16 protein-coding genes are annotated in these 15,638 nt (G+C 39.4%); 4 read left to right on the forward strand and 12 right to left on the reverse strand.

The genetic code is table 11. From position 1 onward, the window contains the following. Positions 1–14: 14 nt before the first annotated feature. The 4 genes from PJ15_RS01875 to PJ15_RS01890 form a co-directional block, all read right to left on the reverse strand. On the reverse strand, positions 15–902 hold the full coding sequence (locus PJ15_RS01875) for a sulfite exporter TauE/SafE family protein (RefSeq protein WP_004772078.1): 888 nt from the start codon (positions 900–902) through the stop codon (positions 15–17). 323 nt (positions 903–1,225) lie between these two features. Continuing rightward, positions 1,226–1,498, reverse strand: a complete 273-nt coding sequence (locus PJ15_RS01880) for a hypothetical protein (protein WP_047427292.1) — start codon at positions 1,496–1,498, stop codon at positions 1,226–1,228. Then, on the reverse strand, positions 1,495–3,051 hold the full coding sequence (locus tag PJ15_RS01885; protein WP_047427294.1) for a PepSY-associated TM helix domain-containing protein: 1,557 nt from the start codon (positions 3,049–3,051) through the stop codon (positions 1,495–1,497). Before PJ15_RS01885 ends, PJ15_RS01880 begins: the two co-directional genes overlap by 4 nt. A gap of 2 nt (positions 3,052–3,053) precedes the next feature. Further along, positions 3,054–3,347 carry a hypothetical protein gene (locus tag PJ15_RS01890; RefSeq protein ID WP_047427297.1) on the reverse strand — a complete coding sequence of 98 codons (294 nt, stop codon included), beginning with the start codon at positions 3,345–3,347 and terminating at the stop codon, positions 3,054–3,056. A gap of 152 nt (positions 3,348–3,499) precedes the next feature. Between PJ15_RS01890 and lpxB the strand changes: the two genes are divergently transcribed. After that, entirely contained in the window at positions 3,500–4,774 is a 1,275-nt protein-coding gene (gene lpxB, locus PJ15_RS01895; protein ID WP_413772462.1) for a lipid-A-disaccharide synthase, read from the forward strand. A 43-nt stretch (positions 4,775–4,817) separates the two neighbouring features. On the opposite strand, the gene PJ15_RS01900 is transcribed toward lpxB, so the two are convergent. Next, entirely contained in the window at positions 4,818–5,687 is an 870-nt protein-coding gene (locus tag PJ15_RS01900) for a DUF2797 domain-containing protein (protein ID WP_047427303.1), read from the reverse strand. Positions 5,688–5,725: 38 nt separating this feature from the next. On the opposite strand from PJ15_RS01900, the gene PJ15_RS01905 reads away from it, so the two are divergent. Both PJ15_RS01905 and PJ15_RS01910 read left to right on the forward strand, forming a co-directional pair. Further along, positions 5,726–6,187 carry a DUF6231 family protein gene (locus PJ15_RS01905; protein ID WP_004772084.1) on the forward strand — a complete coding sequence of 154 codons (462 nt, stop codon included), beginning with the start codon at positions 5,726–5,728 and terminating at the stop codon, positions 6,185–6,187. Between the two features lie 149 nt (positions 6,188–6,336). Further along, a complete protein-coding gene (locus PJ15_RS01910; RefSeq protein ID WP_005257430.1) occupies positions 6,337–6,954 on the forward strand; it encodes a YidB family protein in 618 nt (205 codons plus the stop codon). A gap of 89 nt (positions 6,955–7,043) precedes the next feature. Here PJ15_RS01910 and PJ15_RS01915 read toward each other — a convergent pair whose 3' ends face one another. Genes PJ15_RS01915 through speB form a run of 3 tightly spaced genes read right to left on the reverse strand, consistent with a single transcriptional unit; the run spans position 7,044 to position 10,937 of the window. Then, positions 7,044–8,549, reverse strand: a complete 1,506-nt coding sequence (locus PJ15_RS01915) for a purine-cytosine permease family protein (protein ID WP_047427306.1) — start codon at positions 8,547–8,549, stop codon at positions 7,044–7,046. 54 nt (positions 8,550–8,603) lie between these two features. Continuing rightward, the gene (locus tag PJ15_RS01920; RefSeq protein ID WP_047427309.1) at positions 8,604–9,920 is read right to left on the reverse strand and encodes an MFS transporter; all 1,317 of its coding nucleotides are present in this window, start codon (positions 9,918–9,920) and stop codon (positions 8,604–8,606) included. A 54-nt stretch (positions 9,921–9,974) separates the two neighbouring features. Further along, the gene (gene speB / locus PJ15_RS01925; RefSeq protein WP_047427313.1) at positions 9,975–10,937 is read right to left on the reverse strand and encodes an agmatinase; all 963 of its coding nucleotides are present in this window, start codon (positions 10,935–10,937) and stop codon (positions 9,975–9,977) included. A 138-nt stretch (positions 10,938–11,075) separates the two neighbouring features. Here speB and PJ15_RS01930 point away from each other — a divergent pair, with 138 nt between their 5' ends. Then, entirely contained in the window at positions 11,076–11,972 is an 897-nt protein-coding gene (locus PJ15_RS01930; RefSeq protein ID WP_047427316.1) for a LysR family transcriptional regulator, read from the forward strand. Positions 11,973–12,035: 63 nt separating this feature from the next. Here the strand turns inward: PJ15_RS01930 and PJ15_RS01935 are convergent, their stop codons facing one another. The 4 genes from PJ15_RS01935 to PJ15_RS01950 form a co-directional block, all read right to left on the reverse strand. Next, positions 12,036–13,133, reverse strand: coding sequence for a porin (locus tag PJ15_RS01935; protein WP_004772087.1), 1,098 nt, complete (start codon positions 13,131–13,133; stop codon positions 12,036–12,038). A gap of 253 nt (positions 13,134–13,386) precedes the next feature. Continuing rightward, positions 13,387–13,800, reverse strand: a complete 414-nt coding sequence (locus tag PJ15_RS01940) for an HIT family protein (RefSeq protein ID WP_047427319.1) — start codon at positions 13,798–13,800, stop codon at positions 13,387–13,389. Between the two features lie 100 nt (positions 13,801–13,900). After that, complete coding sequence (locus PJ15_RS01945) at positions 13,901–14,170, reverse strand: YARHG domain-containing protein (protein WP_004772091.1); 270 nt, start codon at positions 14,168–14,170, stop codon at positions 13,901–13,903. Positions 14,171–14,817: 647 nt separating this feature from the next. Continuing rightward, positions 14,818–15,195 (reverse strand): hypothetical protein, encoded by a 378-nt coding sequence (locus tag PJ15_RS01950; RefSeq protein ID WP_047427322.1) that lies wholly within the window; start codon positions 15,193–15,195, stop codon positions 14,818–14,820. Positions 15,196–15,638 lie beyond the last annotated feature (443 nt).

Genomic DNA, 15,638 nt, shown 5'->3' on the forward strand with positions numbered 1-15,638 from the left:
TGGCATTTGTTGGCTTAAACAATTGTTGTTGAATGACTTGTCTGCTGTACAACGACAGCCTGATGAGTCTCAACTGGCTTCGGTTTGGCTTTCACAGGGTTCACAATAAAGTTCACGCCCAAAGCAAATAAGGTAATCCCTAAAATTTTACGAATCAGTCTTTCTGGCATACGTGAACTAATTAAAGTCCCGACAATGATGGCAGGGATAGAACCGACCAATAACCACATCAACAGACTAAAGTCGACGTTACCTGAAGACATATGGCTAAGGCCTGCAACTGCTGTAAGTAAAACGGCATGAACCACATCTGAACCAATAATACGGATCATAGGCAAGTTAGGGAACATTAGAACTAAAGCCATGATACCAAAGGCACCAGCACCCACTGATGAAAGGGTAACAAAGATACCTAATACGATTCCCATAATGACAATGTAATGACGTTTGTGTTGCAAAGCATGTTGTTCGCTTTCCATATTCGCTTGTTCACGGTTACGGAAACGGTCGAAGAATTTTTCAATCTGTGCACGAAAGACAATTGAAATACCTGTCAAGGTCAACATAAAACCTAAAACCATAGTCAGCACAGCTTTATAATGCGTGGATTGACTTAGGTAATGTTCTAAGGCCCAAGACGTCGCAAATGATGCTGGAATACTGCCTAATGCTAGCCAGAGTACGATCGGCCAGACAATATTGAGTTTTTTGGCGTGGACAATAGAGCCGCAAAATTTAGAGATTGAGGCATATAACAAGTCTGTACCAATCGCGATATGAGGTTCGATTTTAAATAGACTGATCAGGATTGGGGTCATTAAAGAACCACCGCCGACGCCTGTGATACCAACACAGAAGCCAACCAATACCCCAGCCATAATAAATTCAATAGGACCAAACATCGACAATATGCCTAAATATGCAAAAATCAGCATATCTTATGCTTTTTTTAGATAACTCGTTGTGATGAATAGTGATTTACTTATGCAAAAAAACGCTAAAGAAAAAGATAGGTTCTCTTAGAATTTATTTTGGGATTAAGAGATAAGGGTGCAATGACAGCATAAAAATACCAAAAGCTTTATTCAGATAAAGCAGGCTGGAATCTGTTTGGACGTTGTCAGCAAAGGAATAATGATTTCTATAAATAAAATATATCAATGAGTTGTGGTTTTTTAGGCAACTTTTTACAAGTGGAGCTAAAAAGTTGCCTGACGGATTCATTTTATTTTTTAACAGGTTTAAGCTCATTAACCCAGAGCACCAATAAGAAAGTCACGGGCGTTGCAAAAATCCACCAGCTTACGAATCCAATCGAACTGCCATATTCTAAACAAAGCAGGCTACCTGCAAGCAAAAAGCACAGATAAGCCAGAACTTTGAGCTGTATTTGATAGCGAATGACAAACTGTTGTTTTGTTTTACTCATCTGCTTAGAACTACATTTATAGAGCAGGAGCATTCCAACAAGTATTAACACGAGGCTTAAAAGAATCATGCTTTCACCTCATTTTTGGCTAATTTTGTTTTGATCTTCTGAGCGGATTTTTCCTGAATCGGCTGGATATTCTTGAAAATAAATACAGCGAACAAGGCACAGGCAATTAGGAATAAATCAATTCGTAAGAATAGCCAATAACTTTGCAGATCTGTGATGAACTGATGATTGATGAGATAGAGCAAGTTATAAAGAGGGAGAATCAAAGCCACTAATCCAAAAATAAGTATCTGTGATTTCCATAAATATTGCTTTTTCGTCACTAAGGCGATGATAAAACTTAATCCCCAGACGCTGAAAAATGTATAGATTTCATAATTGGGTGTGGTTTCGGTCACATGTACAAATCGATTGGCAAATAAATAGCTGAGCATTGCAGTGGGCAGACCAATAAATGCAGCGACATTCAAACGATCAACCAGATAGTAACCGAAATGAAATTGATCAGATTTGTTTTGGATCTGACGTTTTAAGCTCCACAGCAATAGGCCTGAAGCAATCATTAAACAACCCAAAATACCTGAACAAAAGAATGCGAAGCGCAGTAAAGGTTGGGCGAAAGTTGCCATATGTAAGCCATAGACACCTGCATTCAGGGCGGCAACTGCACTTTCATTACGGGTATTGCCGAGAATTTTGCCTGTGCCATCAAAGGTGATTTGTGCCTGATTTAACGTGATTGATCGATCTTCTAATTGCTTAAAGGTAATAATCGCCTGATCTGTATTAGGATTTTTAACTTCAATTGATGCCAGTGCTTGTTCGCCCCATTGTTGCTTTACTTTTTCCAGCAGGGTGCTGATCGGTAGCATCTCAGCTTTATGAGGCTCGGTTTTATTTATGGCAATCTTTTCAGTCGTTCTAATTTCAGTAAAAAACTGATAAGGATTCTCGGGATAAAGTTTTTGCATTCCCCATGGCAAATAGAGATAGAAGAAAATCGCCAAGCCTGTAAAGGTAATGGTCAGGAAAAAGGGAAGTGCGAGTACTGAAGTAACATTATGAAAATCCAGCCAGGAACGCTGCGATTTAAAGGTTCTCAGTGTAAAGAAATCGGTAAAAATCTTTTTATGGGTAATGATGCCTGAGACTAAGGCCACCAACATAATGAAAGCGGCAAGACAGGCAATCAAACGCCCGATCATGATCGGGAATCCATACAACTGAAAATGGAAATTATAAAAGAACTCTCCACCTTGAGTTGCTGACAGTTTTAATTCCTGACCTGTATTGGCATCCAGACTACGGCTTTCATAACCGCCACTGGCTTGTTGCCAATACATTTTATTGACGGGTTCTTCGTGATTTGCCACTTTAAGATACCATGACTTGGCATCGCCAGCATGCTTTTGTAGATAATCGACAGCAGTTGTGATGGCTGTATTCTGATTCACTTGAACCTGAGCCAGTTGCGGTTGCATCCACAAATTAATCTGATGTCGATAATATGAACTTGTGCCCATTAAGAAAATAGCAAACAAAAGCCAGCCAAAAATCAGACCTGTCCATGCATGTAACCATGCCATTGATTGGCGAACACCTTTATTTTGCATTTTTAATTTAAACCTACAGATAAGCCAAACAATACGCCTGTTAAGCCCAGACTGATCAACGTGAGTTTCAATAATGAATGTGAGCAGAAACTAATAATGATGAAAATGAGATAAAAGAGAATCGCGATAAAAGCCGCCAGATAAATCGCCTCTGCTTTATCAAGTACACGGACAAATAATGAGGTCAGGCTAAGGCTTAAATACATCATACAGAGGTAGCCCAGTACAAAGGTCAACGCAAAGCGATAGAAAATACTCAGTCGATAGACAAAGGTAAGCGAGGTTGATTTAGCCATAACGGGTCTTGATACGGAGGAAGGGAGAAATAAATCACATATGGGAATGATTCTTGTTCATATTAGCTATTCCTGCAATCTCAATCAATTGCCATTTCATCGTAAATCTAGATAGGTTTTCTGTAAAACAATGACATCTTAGATGAGAAATGATGTTCACCAATCGTGAACAAATTGCCAGATCATGTTTGATTCAGTGTAAAATCATTTTGTTAGAATCATTTAAATCTTTCTGTGGGGCGTGGGTCTTGTCAAAGCAAAAACTAAGAATTGGCATCGTGGTGGGAGAAGTTTCTGGAGATACGCTAGGGGTGAAACTCATGCGCAGTTTTCGTGAACAAGGCATCGATGTCGAATTTGAAGGGATTGGTGGACCACAAATGATTGCGGAAGGTTTCCATAGCTACTATCCAATGGAAATTTTATCCGTCATGGGAATCGTGGAAGTTTTAAAAGACCTGAAAAAGTTATTTGCTGTCCGTGATGGTCTAGTCGAGCGCTGGACCGAGCATCCAGTGGATATATTTATTGGTATTGATGCGCCAGATTTTAATTTGCGTTTGTCCAAAACCATTAAAGAAAAGAATTTACCAATAAAAACCGTGCAATATGTCAGTCCATCGGTATGGGCATGGCGTCAAGGCCGTGTGCATGGCATTAAACGCAGTATCGATCTGGTCCTTTGTTTATTTCCATTTGAAAAAACGTTCTATGAAAATTATGACGTTGCTGCGGCATTCGTCGGGCATCCTTTGGCAAAGCAGTTACCATTAAAAAATCCAATTGCCGAAGCCAAGCATCAACTGGGTCTATCCGCACACAAAACTCACATCGCTTTATTACCCGGCAGTCGCCGTGGTGAAATCGAACGTTTACTGCCGTTGTTGACAGGTGCTGCTGACATCCTGCATCGCAAGCATCCTGAAGTCGAGTTTTTAATTCCTGCGATCAATGATGCACGTAAACATCAGATTGAACAGGGCATTCAACACTTGGATGCTGGTTTAAAGTCGAAAATTCATGTGCTGGAAAATAGCGATGCAGAATCGAAGATTGGCCGTATGGTCATGAATGCCAGTGATATTGTGGCTTTGGCTTCTGGTACCGCGACACTCGAGGCAATGTTATTGCATCGTCCAATGGTAACGTTCTATAAGTTGAATTGGCTGACCTACATCATTGCCAAATTCTTGGTCAAGATTCCGTATTATTCTTTACCTAATATTATTGCAGGTAAAAAAGTCATTGAAGAACTGATACAGGCTGATGCAACACCACAGCATTTAGCCACTGAAATTGAGCGTTTAATGGATCAAGAAACGGCGCATATTCAAATGATGCAACATCTAAGCATGCATAAACAACTGATCTCAGGCAATACCGAGGATCCAGTACAGGCAATTTTGAACTGTTTAAAAACGGGATAAATAAAAAAGGTGGCATTGAAAGCCACCTTTTTTATACTGCGGATTAGGCGCGAAGGATCAGTTCATAACCCGTATACTTGCGGATATTGATCACACCAATATCCATTAACAAATACTGGCCTTTGATGCCTTGCAACATACCACGAATTTTAGGTGTTTTATCCAGATTCAGTGATTTAATCTTTTCAGGATAATGTTCAACAGGATAGATAAACTCTCTTGGTTTTTCGTCCTCTAGAAATTCCAGATTCTCGTTAAACTCAAGGTTTTGATTAAATTCTTCACGAATACTTTGAATCTTAGGCGCAAATTCTTCCAGAATCTGATCACGTTTTTCAATCAGATCTAATGGCTCAGCTTCACCTTTAAGAAGTTTACGCCAATCAGTTTTATCTGCGATTTGTGTCCCAATTAAAGTTTCCAGATGGCCTGACAAACGACGTGAGCCCACTTTCATGATTGGTAAAGCCTGAGTTGCGCCTTGATCCAGCCAACGGGTTGGCATATTCACGATACGCGTAATCCCGATTTTCAAGGCACTTGAATTGGCTAAATAAACAATATGCGGCTGGAAGCAGACATCATGAGCGAACTGGTCTTCACGGCAAGTGCCTAAATGATAATGGCAGGTTTCAGGCTTCATAATACACAGGTCGCATTCTGCTTTTGTTTTAAAGCATTTGAAACAATGACCTTGTGAATAAGACTTCGGTGTTTTTGAGCCGCAAGAGGTACAAAAAATATTACCAGTCCATTCGATCTCGATTTCCTGCCCTAAAACAAAAGGTAGGTCAGTTTCTGTACGATCTAATATAAATTTATATTCAACATTTGCCTTGCTTGTTGATTGATCAGTTACACTATGCGTTTTGAGCGCTGCATGCATTTTATGACAAATGCCTTGTAGTTCCATTAATAAACTCTCATCTTTCTCAATCAAGGGTTGCAGTTATGGCTGAACAAAATGTCATCACTTCTATGCTAGACGATTTATCTCAAGAACAGCCCATTCATACTGCACTTTGTATAGGTCAGCAGATTGACCAAAATGCTTCAATTCAATGGCATTATTTTAACGTAACTGACTTTTTAAGTCTGCCATTTACGCAGCGTTATGATTTAGGTTTTGTATTATTTGATACCGAAGAAATGCAAAATATTACCGAAACACAAAAAGCGCAGCTTTTGGTGAAGTTGCGTGACCTGATGGCGAAGCGGATTGTAGTGGTGAGTAAGCGTGAAGATGAAAAGCTATTGCGTTCACTGGGTTTCACTCAACTAATTGATAAAACTACTCATGACAGCGATTTTGCATTATGGCAATTTAATATTTTAACCTATAAACACGTACCAGATTGGTTTAACTCCAAGTTCTGGGCCAATCCTGAAAACTGGGATAAATTCCGCTGGTAAACCGTGAATGCTGCGATTTAAATCTGATTGAGATTTCGGTCGGAGATTCGCAGCAAAGCCTTGCAAAATTTAACAATTTATCTTTGTGCTGTGTTTTCAAAGCAGCGTATGCTTTTGGGATAAATAATTCCAAAAGGAAAGTTTAGGTTATGACAGATTTAACCAATATTGTTGAAATTTTAGCGAAGCAAGCTTTAGGCGGCGGTCAACAACAGTCAGGTCAAGCTGGCGGTTTAGGTGGGATTTTAGGTTCAGTACTTGGTCAGTTGGGTGGGCAACAGCAAAATACTCAAAACCAGCAAGGTGGTCTAGGCGGAATCTTAGGTTCTGTGTTGGGTCAATTAGGCGGTGGTGCAGGTTCAACTCAAAGTAATGCAACGGGTGGAAACACGGCACAAACGTTGTTGATTGCAGTTTTACCTTTAGTTTTGGCGTGGATTCAAAAACAAGGCGGTTTACAAGGTGCTTTGGATAAATTGAAAAATGCTGGTCTAAGCAATCAGGTACAAAGCTGGGTTGATCCACAACAGCAAAATGCTGAAGATGTGCCTGCACAAAATATTCAAAGCTTATTTGATGATCAGGACGTAGAACAGGTTGCTCAGCAAACCCAAGCGCCTAAACAGGCAATTTACGGTGCCATTGCTTCGGTTTTACCACAAGTGATTGATTCATTGACGCCTCAAGGCAGCAGTACCAATCCTCAAGAAGCCAATCAGGATATTCAGCAAGTGTTGAATCTTGTGAGTGGTTTTTTAAAGAAATAAATTAATCTCAATGAAAAGCCTGTTCACATGAACAGGCTTTTTTCTGGCTGAATGTTTATGGGTTAAGCTCTCTATCTGCTTTATTATACTTAGTCTGAAACCAGTGATGGATTAGTTTGCTGTTTTGCACTTTGAGCAGTTAATGTTGGACTATACACTGAGCTTGGTTCAGGAAAGAATTTGAGCAGTAGAGTATAAAGCAGCGCCGCCAGTACAATACTAATAGGTAAGCTCAGATCGAGACCATTAAAAAGATTTCCCCAGATCCCGACGAACTGATGAGGTAAGTGCACAAAGCATAGGCCAATGAGTGCACTTGGAATCCATGCGATGACACCACGCCAGTTCCAACCATGATGAAACCAATACACGCCACCTTTTATTCCAGTTGCAAATACTTGTAAATCATCATTTTTATAATAGCCTCTACGAGATACAAAACCGATAATCATAATAATGATCCATGGGCTGGTACACACGACAATGAGGGTAGCAAAGGTCGTGACACTTTGAGTTAAATTTGCCAGAAAACGACCGATAAAAATAAATAGGATAGAGAGGAGACCAACACATATTGTTGCTTTAACACGGCTAAGCAGCTTCGGAAAGATACTCGACATATCTAATCCTGTACCATATAAGGCCGTGGTTCCAGTAGATAAACCACCAATAAGCGCAATTAAACACAGCGGAATAAAATACCAGGTAGGTGCTATGTGAATTAGCCCACCAATATAATTATTCTGTTGCATAAAGATAGGTACATGACTTGCAACAATCGTCGCTGTCATAAGACCAAATAGGAAGGGAATCAAGGTTGCAAGCTGGGAAGTAAAAACTGCCAGCATGATTTTATAGGATGGGGTCTCTTTGGGAATATAACGTGACCAGCCTCCTAAGAAAGTTCCAAAAGAGATTGGATTGCTAAAAGCAATTAGCGCCGCACCCGTAAAGGCAGCCCAAAAGCCAGTTTCACCGAATTGAATCTGTCCTGCATAAGCTGAATCGAATTGTTGAGAAAAAGCAAAAAGGCCTAAAAAGAAGAGTAGGCTTGAGGCAATCACCGCAATTCGATTGACCAATAGCATAAAACGGAAACCATAGATACAAATAATCAGTACCAGCAAGGCAAAGCCGCTATACACCAATCCATAAACCCAATTACTTTGATAGGAACGATCAAACAAACGTTGAGTTGCACCAATGAGTGCATCACCAGAACTCCAAACCGATAGAGAAAAAAATGCAATGGCTGTAAGTAGAGATAGGAACGAACCTACAATTCTTCCGTGTACGCCAAAATGTGCTCCTGAAGCTACGGCGTTATTGGTTCCTGTACGTGCACCAAAAATTCCCATAGGCGCTAAAATACATGCACCGAATACAACACCACACAAAATCGCCCATAAACCTGCTTGAAAAGAAAGACCAAATACAATGGGAAAACTTCCCAACACACAGGTTGAAAAGGTATTGGCGCCACCAAAACTCAGGCGGAATAGATCAAATGGCGTTGCGGTACGAGCGTGGGCTGGTATTTCTTCTATACCATAACTTTCAATGTGTGTAATGGATTTAGAATGATCTCTCTTCATATTGATTTCCTTGTTTATTTATAAGAGACATCCTTGTCTCTAACGTTTGTAATTTTAAGCAGCCTCTCTTGAAACTTCCTGTTTCTGAGTAGGTTGCGGTGTTTGGAGTTGTTGTCTTCTGAGCCGAGTAATGCCACAGATACCAATCAAAGAAAGCAAAGATAGGAAGCTGAATAAAAGCGCTAAAGGTAACCATTCACCAGCGTAGTGCTGTGCAAGCAAAGTCCCAATGATTGGAGTAGTACCGCTTGTGATCGCCGCAATCATTTGATAGGAAATGGAGATACCTGAATAACGAACTTTGGCAGGAAAAGCTTCACCCATAAAACCAGCAACGACTGAATACAGTGAAGACAGCGCAATCACAGCCAATGTAATGCCTAAAACGATCAAATAAATATTTTTAGTGCTGACCAGCATAAACATTGGATAAGGAACAGCGATACATAAAATGGCAGCCCAGAATAAAAAACGATGAGAACCAATTTTACTGGCATACCAGGCAGCAACTGGCATCGCGATAAATTCAAATACAGTTACCCAAAATAATGCATCCAGAATAGTTGGGCGACTGATCCCGACATATTGGGTGACATAGGTAATCATAAATGTATTGGTAAAAAAGAAACCTGCCGTACCGATTGTGATAGAGAGTCCCGCAAAAAGTACCTGAGGCCAGTAGTTTTTGAGCAATTCTTTAATTGGAAATTTGACGATTTCCTGCTTCTCCTGCATTTGTTTAAATTCAGGCGATTCTTCAACCCCTAAACGTATTGCAAGACCAATCAGCATAAAGACAAAGCTCAACAGGAATGGAATACGCCAGCCCCAAGTGAATAAATCTTTTTCATCCAAAGAGGTAATGGCTCTGAAAACCAGTAAACAAAGGATCAGGCCTGCAGGACTGCCCATTTGGGCAAAAGAAGCAAAAAAGGTTTTCTTATGAGCGGGTGCATGTTCGCTTGCCATTAACACGGCGCCGCCCCATTCACCTCCGACAGATAGACCTTGCATAAATCGTAGAACAATCAGCAGTACAGGTGCCCAAATTCCGATACTGTTATAACTTGGTATGAGTCCAATTCCTGTCGTGGCAACACCCATCAGTAGCATTGTGAATAGCAACATTTTTTTGCGGCCGAATTTATCCCCCAAATGTCCAAAAATAAGTGCTGCAACAGGGCGTGCAATAAAACCCACTGCAAAGGTTGCAAAGGCAGCCAATGTGCCAGTGACAGGATCAGTTTGAGGAAAAAATACGATACCGAGTACTAAGGCTGCGGCGGTGGCATATACATAGAAATCATAAAACTCTACGGTTGTGCCAATAAATGCTGCCGCAGCAGCCCGTTGTGATTGTTCTATCTTCATCCGATAAGATCCTTGAATATTCCCTTATTTCATTATTATCATTTGCAAATACAATTATTTATGTATCTTTACTCCAGGCAAAACGCATAACATTTCATAAAGTAAATTGGCACCTAATAAGGATGTATTGCCCGTGGTGTCGTATGGTGGCGATACTTCGACAAGATCACATCCAACAAGATTTAAACCCTGACAACCACGGACAATTTCCATTGCTTGAATTGTGGTTAAGCCCCCAATTTCCGGTGTACCTGTACCGGGTGCCCATGCAGGATCGATACCATCAATATCAAAGGAGAGATAAACAGGCCCACCATCGACTTGCAGTTTTACTTCTTCCATTAAAGGGGCAAGCGATTTGTGCCAACATTCTTCGGCCTGAACGACACGAAAACCCTGACGACGGCTCCAGTTAAAATCGTCTGCACTATAGCCCTGAGCACGTAAGCCAATCTGAACAACACGCTGACAATCGAGTAAGCCTTCTTCTGCTGCCCGGCGAAAAGTGGTGCCATGTGCGACTTTTTCACCAAACATTTCATCATTGACATCGGCATGAGCATCAATATGAATGAGGCCAACTGGACCATGTTTTTTATAGATAGATCTGAGGATGGGGAGGGTTAGCGTGTGATCGCCACCAAGTGTGAGCGGAATAATAGGATGTGCCAGAATATGGTCATAATGTTCTTCAATAATACGTACCGCTTCAGCTAGGTTAAAGGTGTTAATAGGAACATCACCAAGGTCTGCAACATTCAAAGATTCAAAGGGTGCAGCACCTGTTGCCATGTTATAAGGGCGTATCATGACTGATTCAGCACGGATTTGACGGGGTCCAAAACGAGTTCCCGAACGTAAGGAGGTACCAATATCTAAAGGAATGCCAATAAAAGCCGCATCTAGATTAGAAAGCCCAGCATCATGTTCTACCACTGGAAGGCGTAGCATTGAGGCAATACCACCAAAGCGTGGCATTTCATTCCCACCGAGTGGTTGATTTAACATCTTGTTCATTTATTTCTCCTTTTATTTATTTATCAACCAGCCTCGGGTGGTAATAAATCCTTTTTTTTAAAAACTTAGTTCAGATTTTTCTAAACTAATCTGATGTTGGATGTTTTAAAATAATGCAGAGGTAATAAGGAAAATATGATGGAAGAAGTGGCCTATTCTGATATTAAATTGATTCGAATTTTTGTCAGCGTTGTAAGGAATAAAGGCTTTGCAAATGCTCAACAGGAGTTGAATCTATCAACCTCTGCAATTAGTACCTACATGACTCAACTAGAACAAATTGTGGGTTTTAAGTTATGTGAACGAGGGCGTGGTGGTTTTTCTTTAACCCAAAAAGGAGAGATGTTTCTACAGGAGGCCAAACGGATTTTGCATGAACTGGAAAACTTTTCTAGACATACTGCCCAGATTAAAGGTGAATTAACCGGTACGTTGAGAATCGGTATGTTAGATTCTATGGTGACGGATCAGAATATTCCTCTGGATCAAATGATTCGTGAGTTTTCAAAACAAAACCCTCATATTTATATCAAAATTCAGGTGCAGTCGCCGTATGAGTTGCAAATGGGAATTTTGGAAAATCGTTTTGATGTCGCGATTGGTTCATTCTTTATGAAAATGAATGGGGTGATGTATCAGCCTCTCCATAAAGAACAACAGTGGCTATTTTGTAGTGATAAACATCCTATGTTCGCACACCAGAATTTGACTGCTGACGTTATTCGACAAGGAAAAATGGTGAGTCGTGGTTACTGGAGTCACACTGAACTGGCAAAACAGGGATTTAAGCATTCATTTGCGACAGTTGACTCAATGGAAGCACAACTCATTCTAATTTTATCTGGGCAATACATTGGTTATTTACCCGAACATTTTGCACAGTTTTGGGTGGAGCAAAAACGTTTAAAAGTCTTATTACCCGCAATGTTTGGTTATTGCGCACCATTTTCTCTTATTTTTAGGCGTGGCAGAACAAGGGAGCTGGTGATTCAAAATTTTCGTAAAGCGGTAAAAAACTTTTTTACTGAAAAATAATAAATTCAAAAAATAAAAGGGCAGTTTGCCCTTTTATTTCTAGTTTAAGAAGCTAACTTCAAATTAGAAGTTATATTCCATACCCAAACCGATAACAGTTTTCTTGTTATCATCTTTCTGCCAGTCAATTTTTTGTTGAGCAACAACACCGTAGAAGCGAGCTTGTTTATTGATGTTGTAGTCTGCACCGATACCATACAAGTCATTTTTACGATCTTCACGACCATCAACTTCTGTTTTTGCAGAGATGTATTCCGCTTTTAATTTCACAGGTGTAGAAGGGATCGCATATGCAGCTGTTACGCCAAATGCATCTTCTTTTAAGCCTTTGTATGAAACAGCTGGTGTACCAGCAACAACAACTGTATCGTCAGTTGGTTGAGCAGTTTGCCATAAAGCACCCAATACTAAACCGTTAACACCAGCTGGAGCCAAGTCTAAAGAACCTGTTACACGGATTGCATCAGAATAGATTTTGCCACCAAGTTCTTTGTTATAAGCATTATAAGTTGATGCTACACCAAAGTTACCTGCAACAGCTGCTGCTAGGCCATAGTCTTTATTTTCATAGGTAAGAGATGTTGAAACACCGTCACCAAAACCATCACGGCTGCCTTTTTGGCCTTTCGCATCATTTTTAACAGCTGAAGATTCTTCACCTTGTTGGAACATGATGTTGAATGCTAGACCACCTAGTAATTTCTTGTCTGTTTCAAAACCAACTACGTTGCTTAAACGATCTTCACCAGCAAGAACTTTGGTCATATCCAGTTCAGTGTGATCGTTAAAAATATCTTGGTTGTTACCAGCAGCAGTTTTAAGGTAAGAGTCGAATTGACCTACTTTCAAAGTACCAATACCGTCAGACTTAAGACCGACAAAACGGTTACGCATACCCCAGTCAGTATCTGAACCAGAACCGTCAGCTGAAACACCCCATTCTGCTAAATAAACTGCTGATAATTTCTCAGTCAGTTTTTCTTCACCTTTTACACCGATACGAGAAGCGTTTGAGTTTACTTTAGTTACGCTTTCGTCTTTAAAGCCATTTTTATCAATTTGATCCAAAGTCACATTGAGCTTACCATACAATGTTGGTGCTGCTTGCGCTGCATTCATGGCTAAAGTTGCTACAGTAGCAGCAAGAAGCAATTTTTTCATTGAGATTTCTCCAAAACACTTTTTTGTAAATGGCCGATGCCTTAGTTACTGTTATAAGCTTGCTTGTGTACATAAAGTTACACAGCTCACTGACTTGTATGCAGTATCGGTAAACTTTGTGACAGAGAAGTGAAAGAAAAATGACAGTTTGATGACGATTCATATTTGGTAATAATTATATTTCTTATTTATTTTTAATGGTTTATAAAATAAAAAAACGGAGTAACAACTCCGTTTTTGACAAAACTGACGTTTAAAGAGCAGCTTTGATCTTTTCAGCAAATGCTTTAATTTTTTCCTGATCACCCATTTGTGCAGCATGGTGACCAAGCTCATGTATTGAACTTGGAATCAGGTGAAAGTGGACGTGTGGTACGGTTTGGCCCGCCGCAGCGCCAGAAAGTTGCATCAGAACAATGCCTTTAACATCCAGCGCTTTTTCCATCGCTTGGGCAACTTTTTGTACGATTTGAATCGTGTAAGCCGCTGCATCTGCAGGCAAATCAAGTAAAGTTACCGCTGCTGTTTTTGGGATAACTAAAGCATGACCATCAGCTTGAGGCATGATATCCATGAAAGCGAGTACCTGATCATCTTCATAGATTTTGATTGCAGGTAATTCACCACGCAAAATACGTGCGAAAATATTTTGGTCATCGTATGCCATGATTCATCCTTAAATAGGGAGTATGTGCTTTAACATTGAGAATTTAGGCATTAAATAAAATAGCCTAAAGCGGAGCACTGAACACTCCGCAAGGATTTGCTTATTTGCAGTTTAGCTCTTTTTGGCGAGCTTTAATGTCATCAAGGCGTTGTTGCTCTTTGTCAGAGAACTTTGGCTTAGTGGTGTGGCAGTTTTCATTACCAAATTTTGCTTTGGCATCAGCATCTTTAAAACAGAATCCTTTAGATGCATAGATGAGGTTATAGTCATCCTGTAACTTTTTACATTCTTGTTCTGGGGTTGCCGCTTGTACGCTAAAACCAGTTAGGGTCATTAAACCTGCAAAAACTGCAACTGTTAACTTATTCATGAGGTGTTCCTCTAATCAAAAAGGTATAAACCGACGCTTTATGAAGATAGATCCATATGGCTGTTGGTCGCTACGTATATACCAATATAAGGTTTCTTAATAAAATTTCAATAAAACTCTATTATTTGAGTGTAATTTTACTCCACAATTTATCCTTATAGTTGTAAAAATCCTTTTATATCAATACGTTTTAATAATTCTAACTAAAACATATAATTATAAGGCAGTTCATTGTACACCATTTTACTTGATTGACTTCTAAGTCACTCTTTTTATAAAACTATTTAGAGATTAGCCTAAACATTTTCGTATTAACAAATTTCATTGTAAATATTTGATGACTGATTTATTTCGATCAATGTAAAAGGCCAAAAACAGAGCATAATAGATTTATCTTGAATGAAAATTTAAATTATAAAGCGGCAAAAGAATAATGAATTTTAGAAAAAAGCCTGAGATGTCAATAAAAATATACCTTTATGTCAATCAGATATTGAGAGAGTGATATTGATTAATATTTAATAGCGCAGGGAAAATATCTACTGTGATTTTTTTATCACTATTTATCTTTTGTTTATTTCTATTTATCAAAAGGCCGTTGTTGTACAGCCTTCTGATGTGATTGATAAATGTGGTATTTCTTCTGCTTAAGCACCATTGTATTGCGCATTACGAAAGTCGATACATTGTTCTTTGCTATAGCGCATCGTTTGGCTATTGGCATTTCGCTTTATGGCACGTTGATAATTAATAATTTTCTTCAAATTACCTTTAAGCCATTTGATTGCTAGTTTATCGGGAGTAATCGGACGAGGTTCACTGACAGATGTATCCTTGACCAGAACGGAATGCCAATCAAAAGGAGCAGCCTGAACGCCACCAAAAAATTCAGTATCAAATTCAGGTGTGTAATTTAATGAAACTTTAAGTAGATAGATTTTCGGGCCTAAACGCACATGGTAGAAGCCATCGATATCTTTGCCCATGTACTGTGCGAATGGGGTTGTATAGTGTTGCTTTTGCATCACATGCTCCATAAATGAATTTTCAGAGATGTGAGTTGACGAAGTTGTACCTTGTCGAAGATTAAATCATGGGAGAGAGAAATGTATTTTCGGAACTCACCTTATTGATATGGTGTCGAAGTGTTCATATTTACAGCATTTAAAAGCAATGATGCGTCATAACTTGTCGGTGAAGTTTTGTCCTATTTTGAAAGGATTTTCAGAACGAGGCGATAAGTTAAAAGTCCTAAAAATGACTAGGTTTATTTATTCGCGAAAGAAGGATTTGTTGTGACTGTTTATCCGTTACAATTATCGGGCGATCATTAAAATTAACGCTTAACAACACATTTACTTTTATCAAGAATTTAAAAAATGCTGAAATATATTAGAAATAACTTTCCTATTTTTATACTCATTAGTATTGTAATTATTGGATTTACTTATCCTTTTTACACAGGTCA

The sequence above is a fragment of the Acinetobacter sp. neg1 genome (genome assembly GCF_000788125.1).
Classification (GTDB): Bacteria; Pseudomonadota; Gammaproteobacteria; order Pseudomonadales; family Moraxellaceae; genus Acinetobacter; species Acinetobacter vivianii.

Bases quoted from the DNA above. Each gene is read 5' to 3' on its own strand.
- PJ15_RS01875 (WP_004772078.1), bottom strand. From the start codon at position 902: ATGTTTGGTCCTATTGAATTTATTATGGCTGGGGTATTGGTTGGCTTC.
- PJ15_RS01880 (WP_047427292.1), bottom strand. From the start codon at position 1,498: ATGATTCTTTTAAGCCTCGTGTTAATACTTGTTGGAATGCTCCTGCTC.
- PJ15_RS01885 (WP_047427294.1), bottom strand. From the start codon at position 3,051: ATGCAAAATAAAGGTGTTCGCCAATCAATGGCATGGTTACATGCATGG.
- PJ15_RS01890 (WP_047427297.1), bottom strand. From the start codon at position 3,347: ATGGCTAAATCAACCTCGCTTACCTTTGTCTATCGACTGAGTATTTTC.
- lpxB (WP_413772462.1), top strand. From the start codon at position 3,500: ATGTTCACCAATCGTGAACAAATTGCCAGATCATGTTTGATTCAGTGT.
- PJ15_RS01900 (WP_047427303.1), bottom strand. From the start codon at position 5,687: ATGGAACTACAAGGCATTTGTCATAAAATGCATGCAGCGCTCAAAACG.
- PJ15_RS01905 (WP_004772084.1), top strand. From the start codon at position 5,726: ATGGCTGAACAAAATGTCATCACTTCTATGCTAGACGATTTATCTCAA.
- PJ15_RS01910 (WP_005257430.1), top strand. From the start codon at position 6,337: ATGACAGATTTAACCAATATTGTTGAAATTTTAGCGAAGCAAGCTTTA.
- PJ15_RS01915 (WP_047427306.1), bottom strand. From the start codon at position 8,549: ATGAAGAGAGATCATTCTAAATCCATTACACACATTGAAAGTTATGGT.
- PJ15_RS01920 (WP_047427309.1), bottom strand. From the start codon at position 9,920: ATGAAGATAGAACAATCACAACGGGCTGCTGCGGCAGCATTTATTGGC.
- speB (WP_047427313.1), bottom strand. From the start codon at position 10,937: ATGAACAAGATGTTAAATCAACCACTCGGTGGGAATGAAATGCCACGC.
- PJ15_RS01930 (WP_047427316.1), top strand. From the start codon at position 11,076: ATGGAAGAAGTGGCCTATTCTGATATTAAATTGATTCGAATTTTTGTC.
- PJ15_RS01935 (WP_004772087.1), bottom strand. From the start codon at position 13,133: ATGAAAAAATTGCTTCTTGCTGCTACTGTAGCAACTTTAGCCATGAAT.
- PJ15_RS01940 (WP_047427319.1), bottom strand. From the start codon at position 13,800: ATGGCATACGATGACCAAAATATTTTCGCACGTATTTTGCGTGGTGAA.
- PJ15_RS01945 (WP_004772091.1), bottom strand. From the start codon at position 14,170: ATGAATAAGTTAACAGTTGCAGTTTTTGCAGGTTTAATGACCCTAACT.
- PJ15_RS01950 (WP_047427322.1), bottom strand. From the start codon at position 15,195: ATGCAAAAGCAACACTATACAACCCCATTCGCACAGTACATGGGCAAA.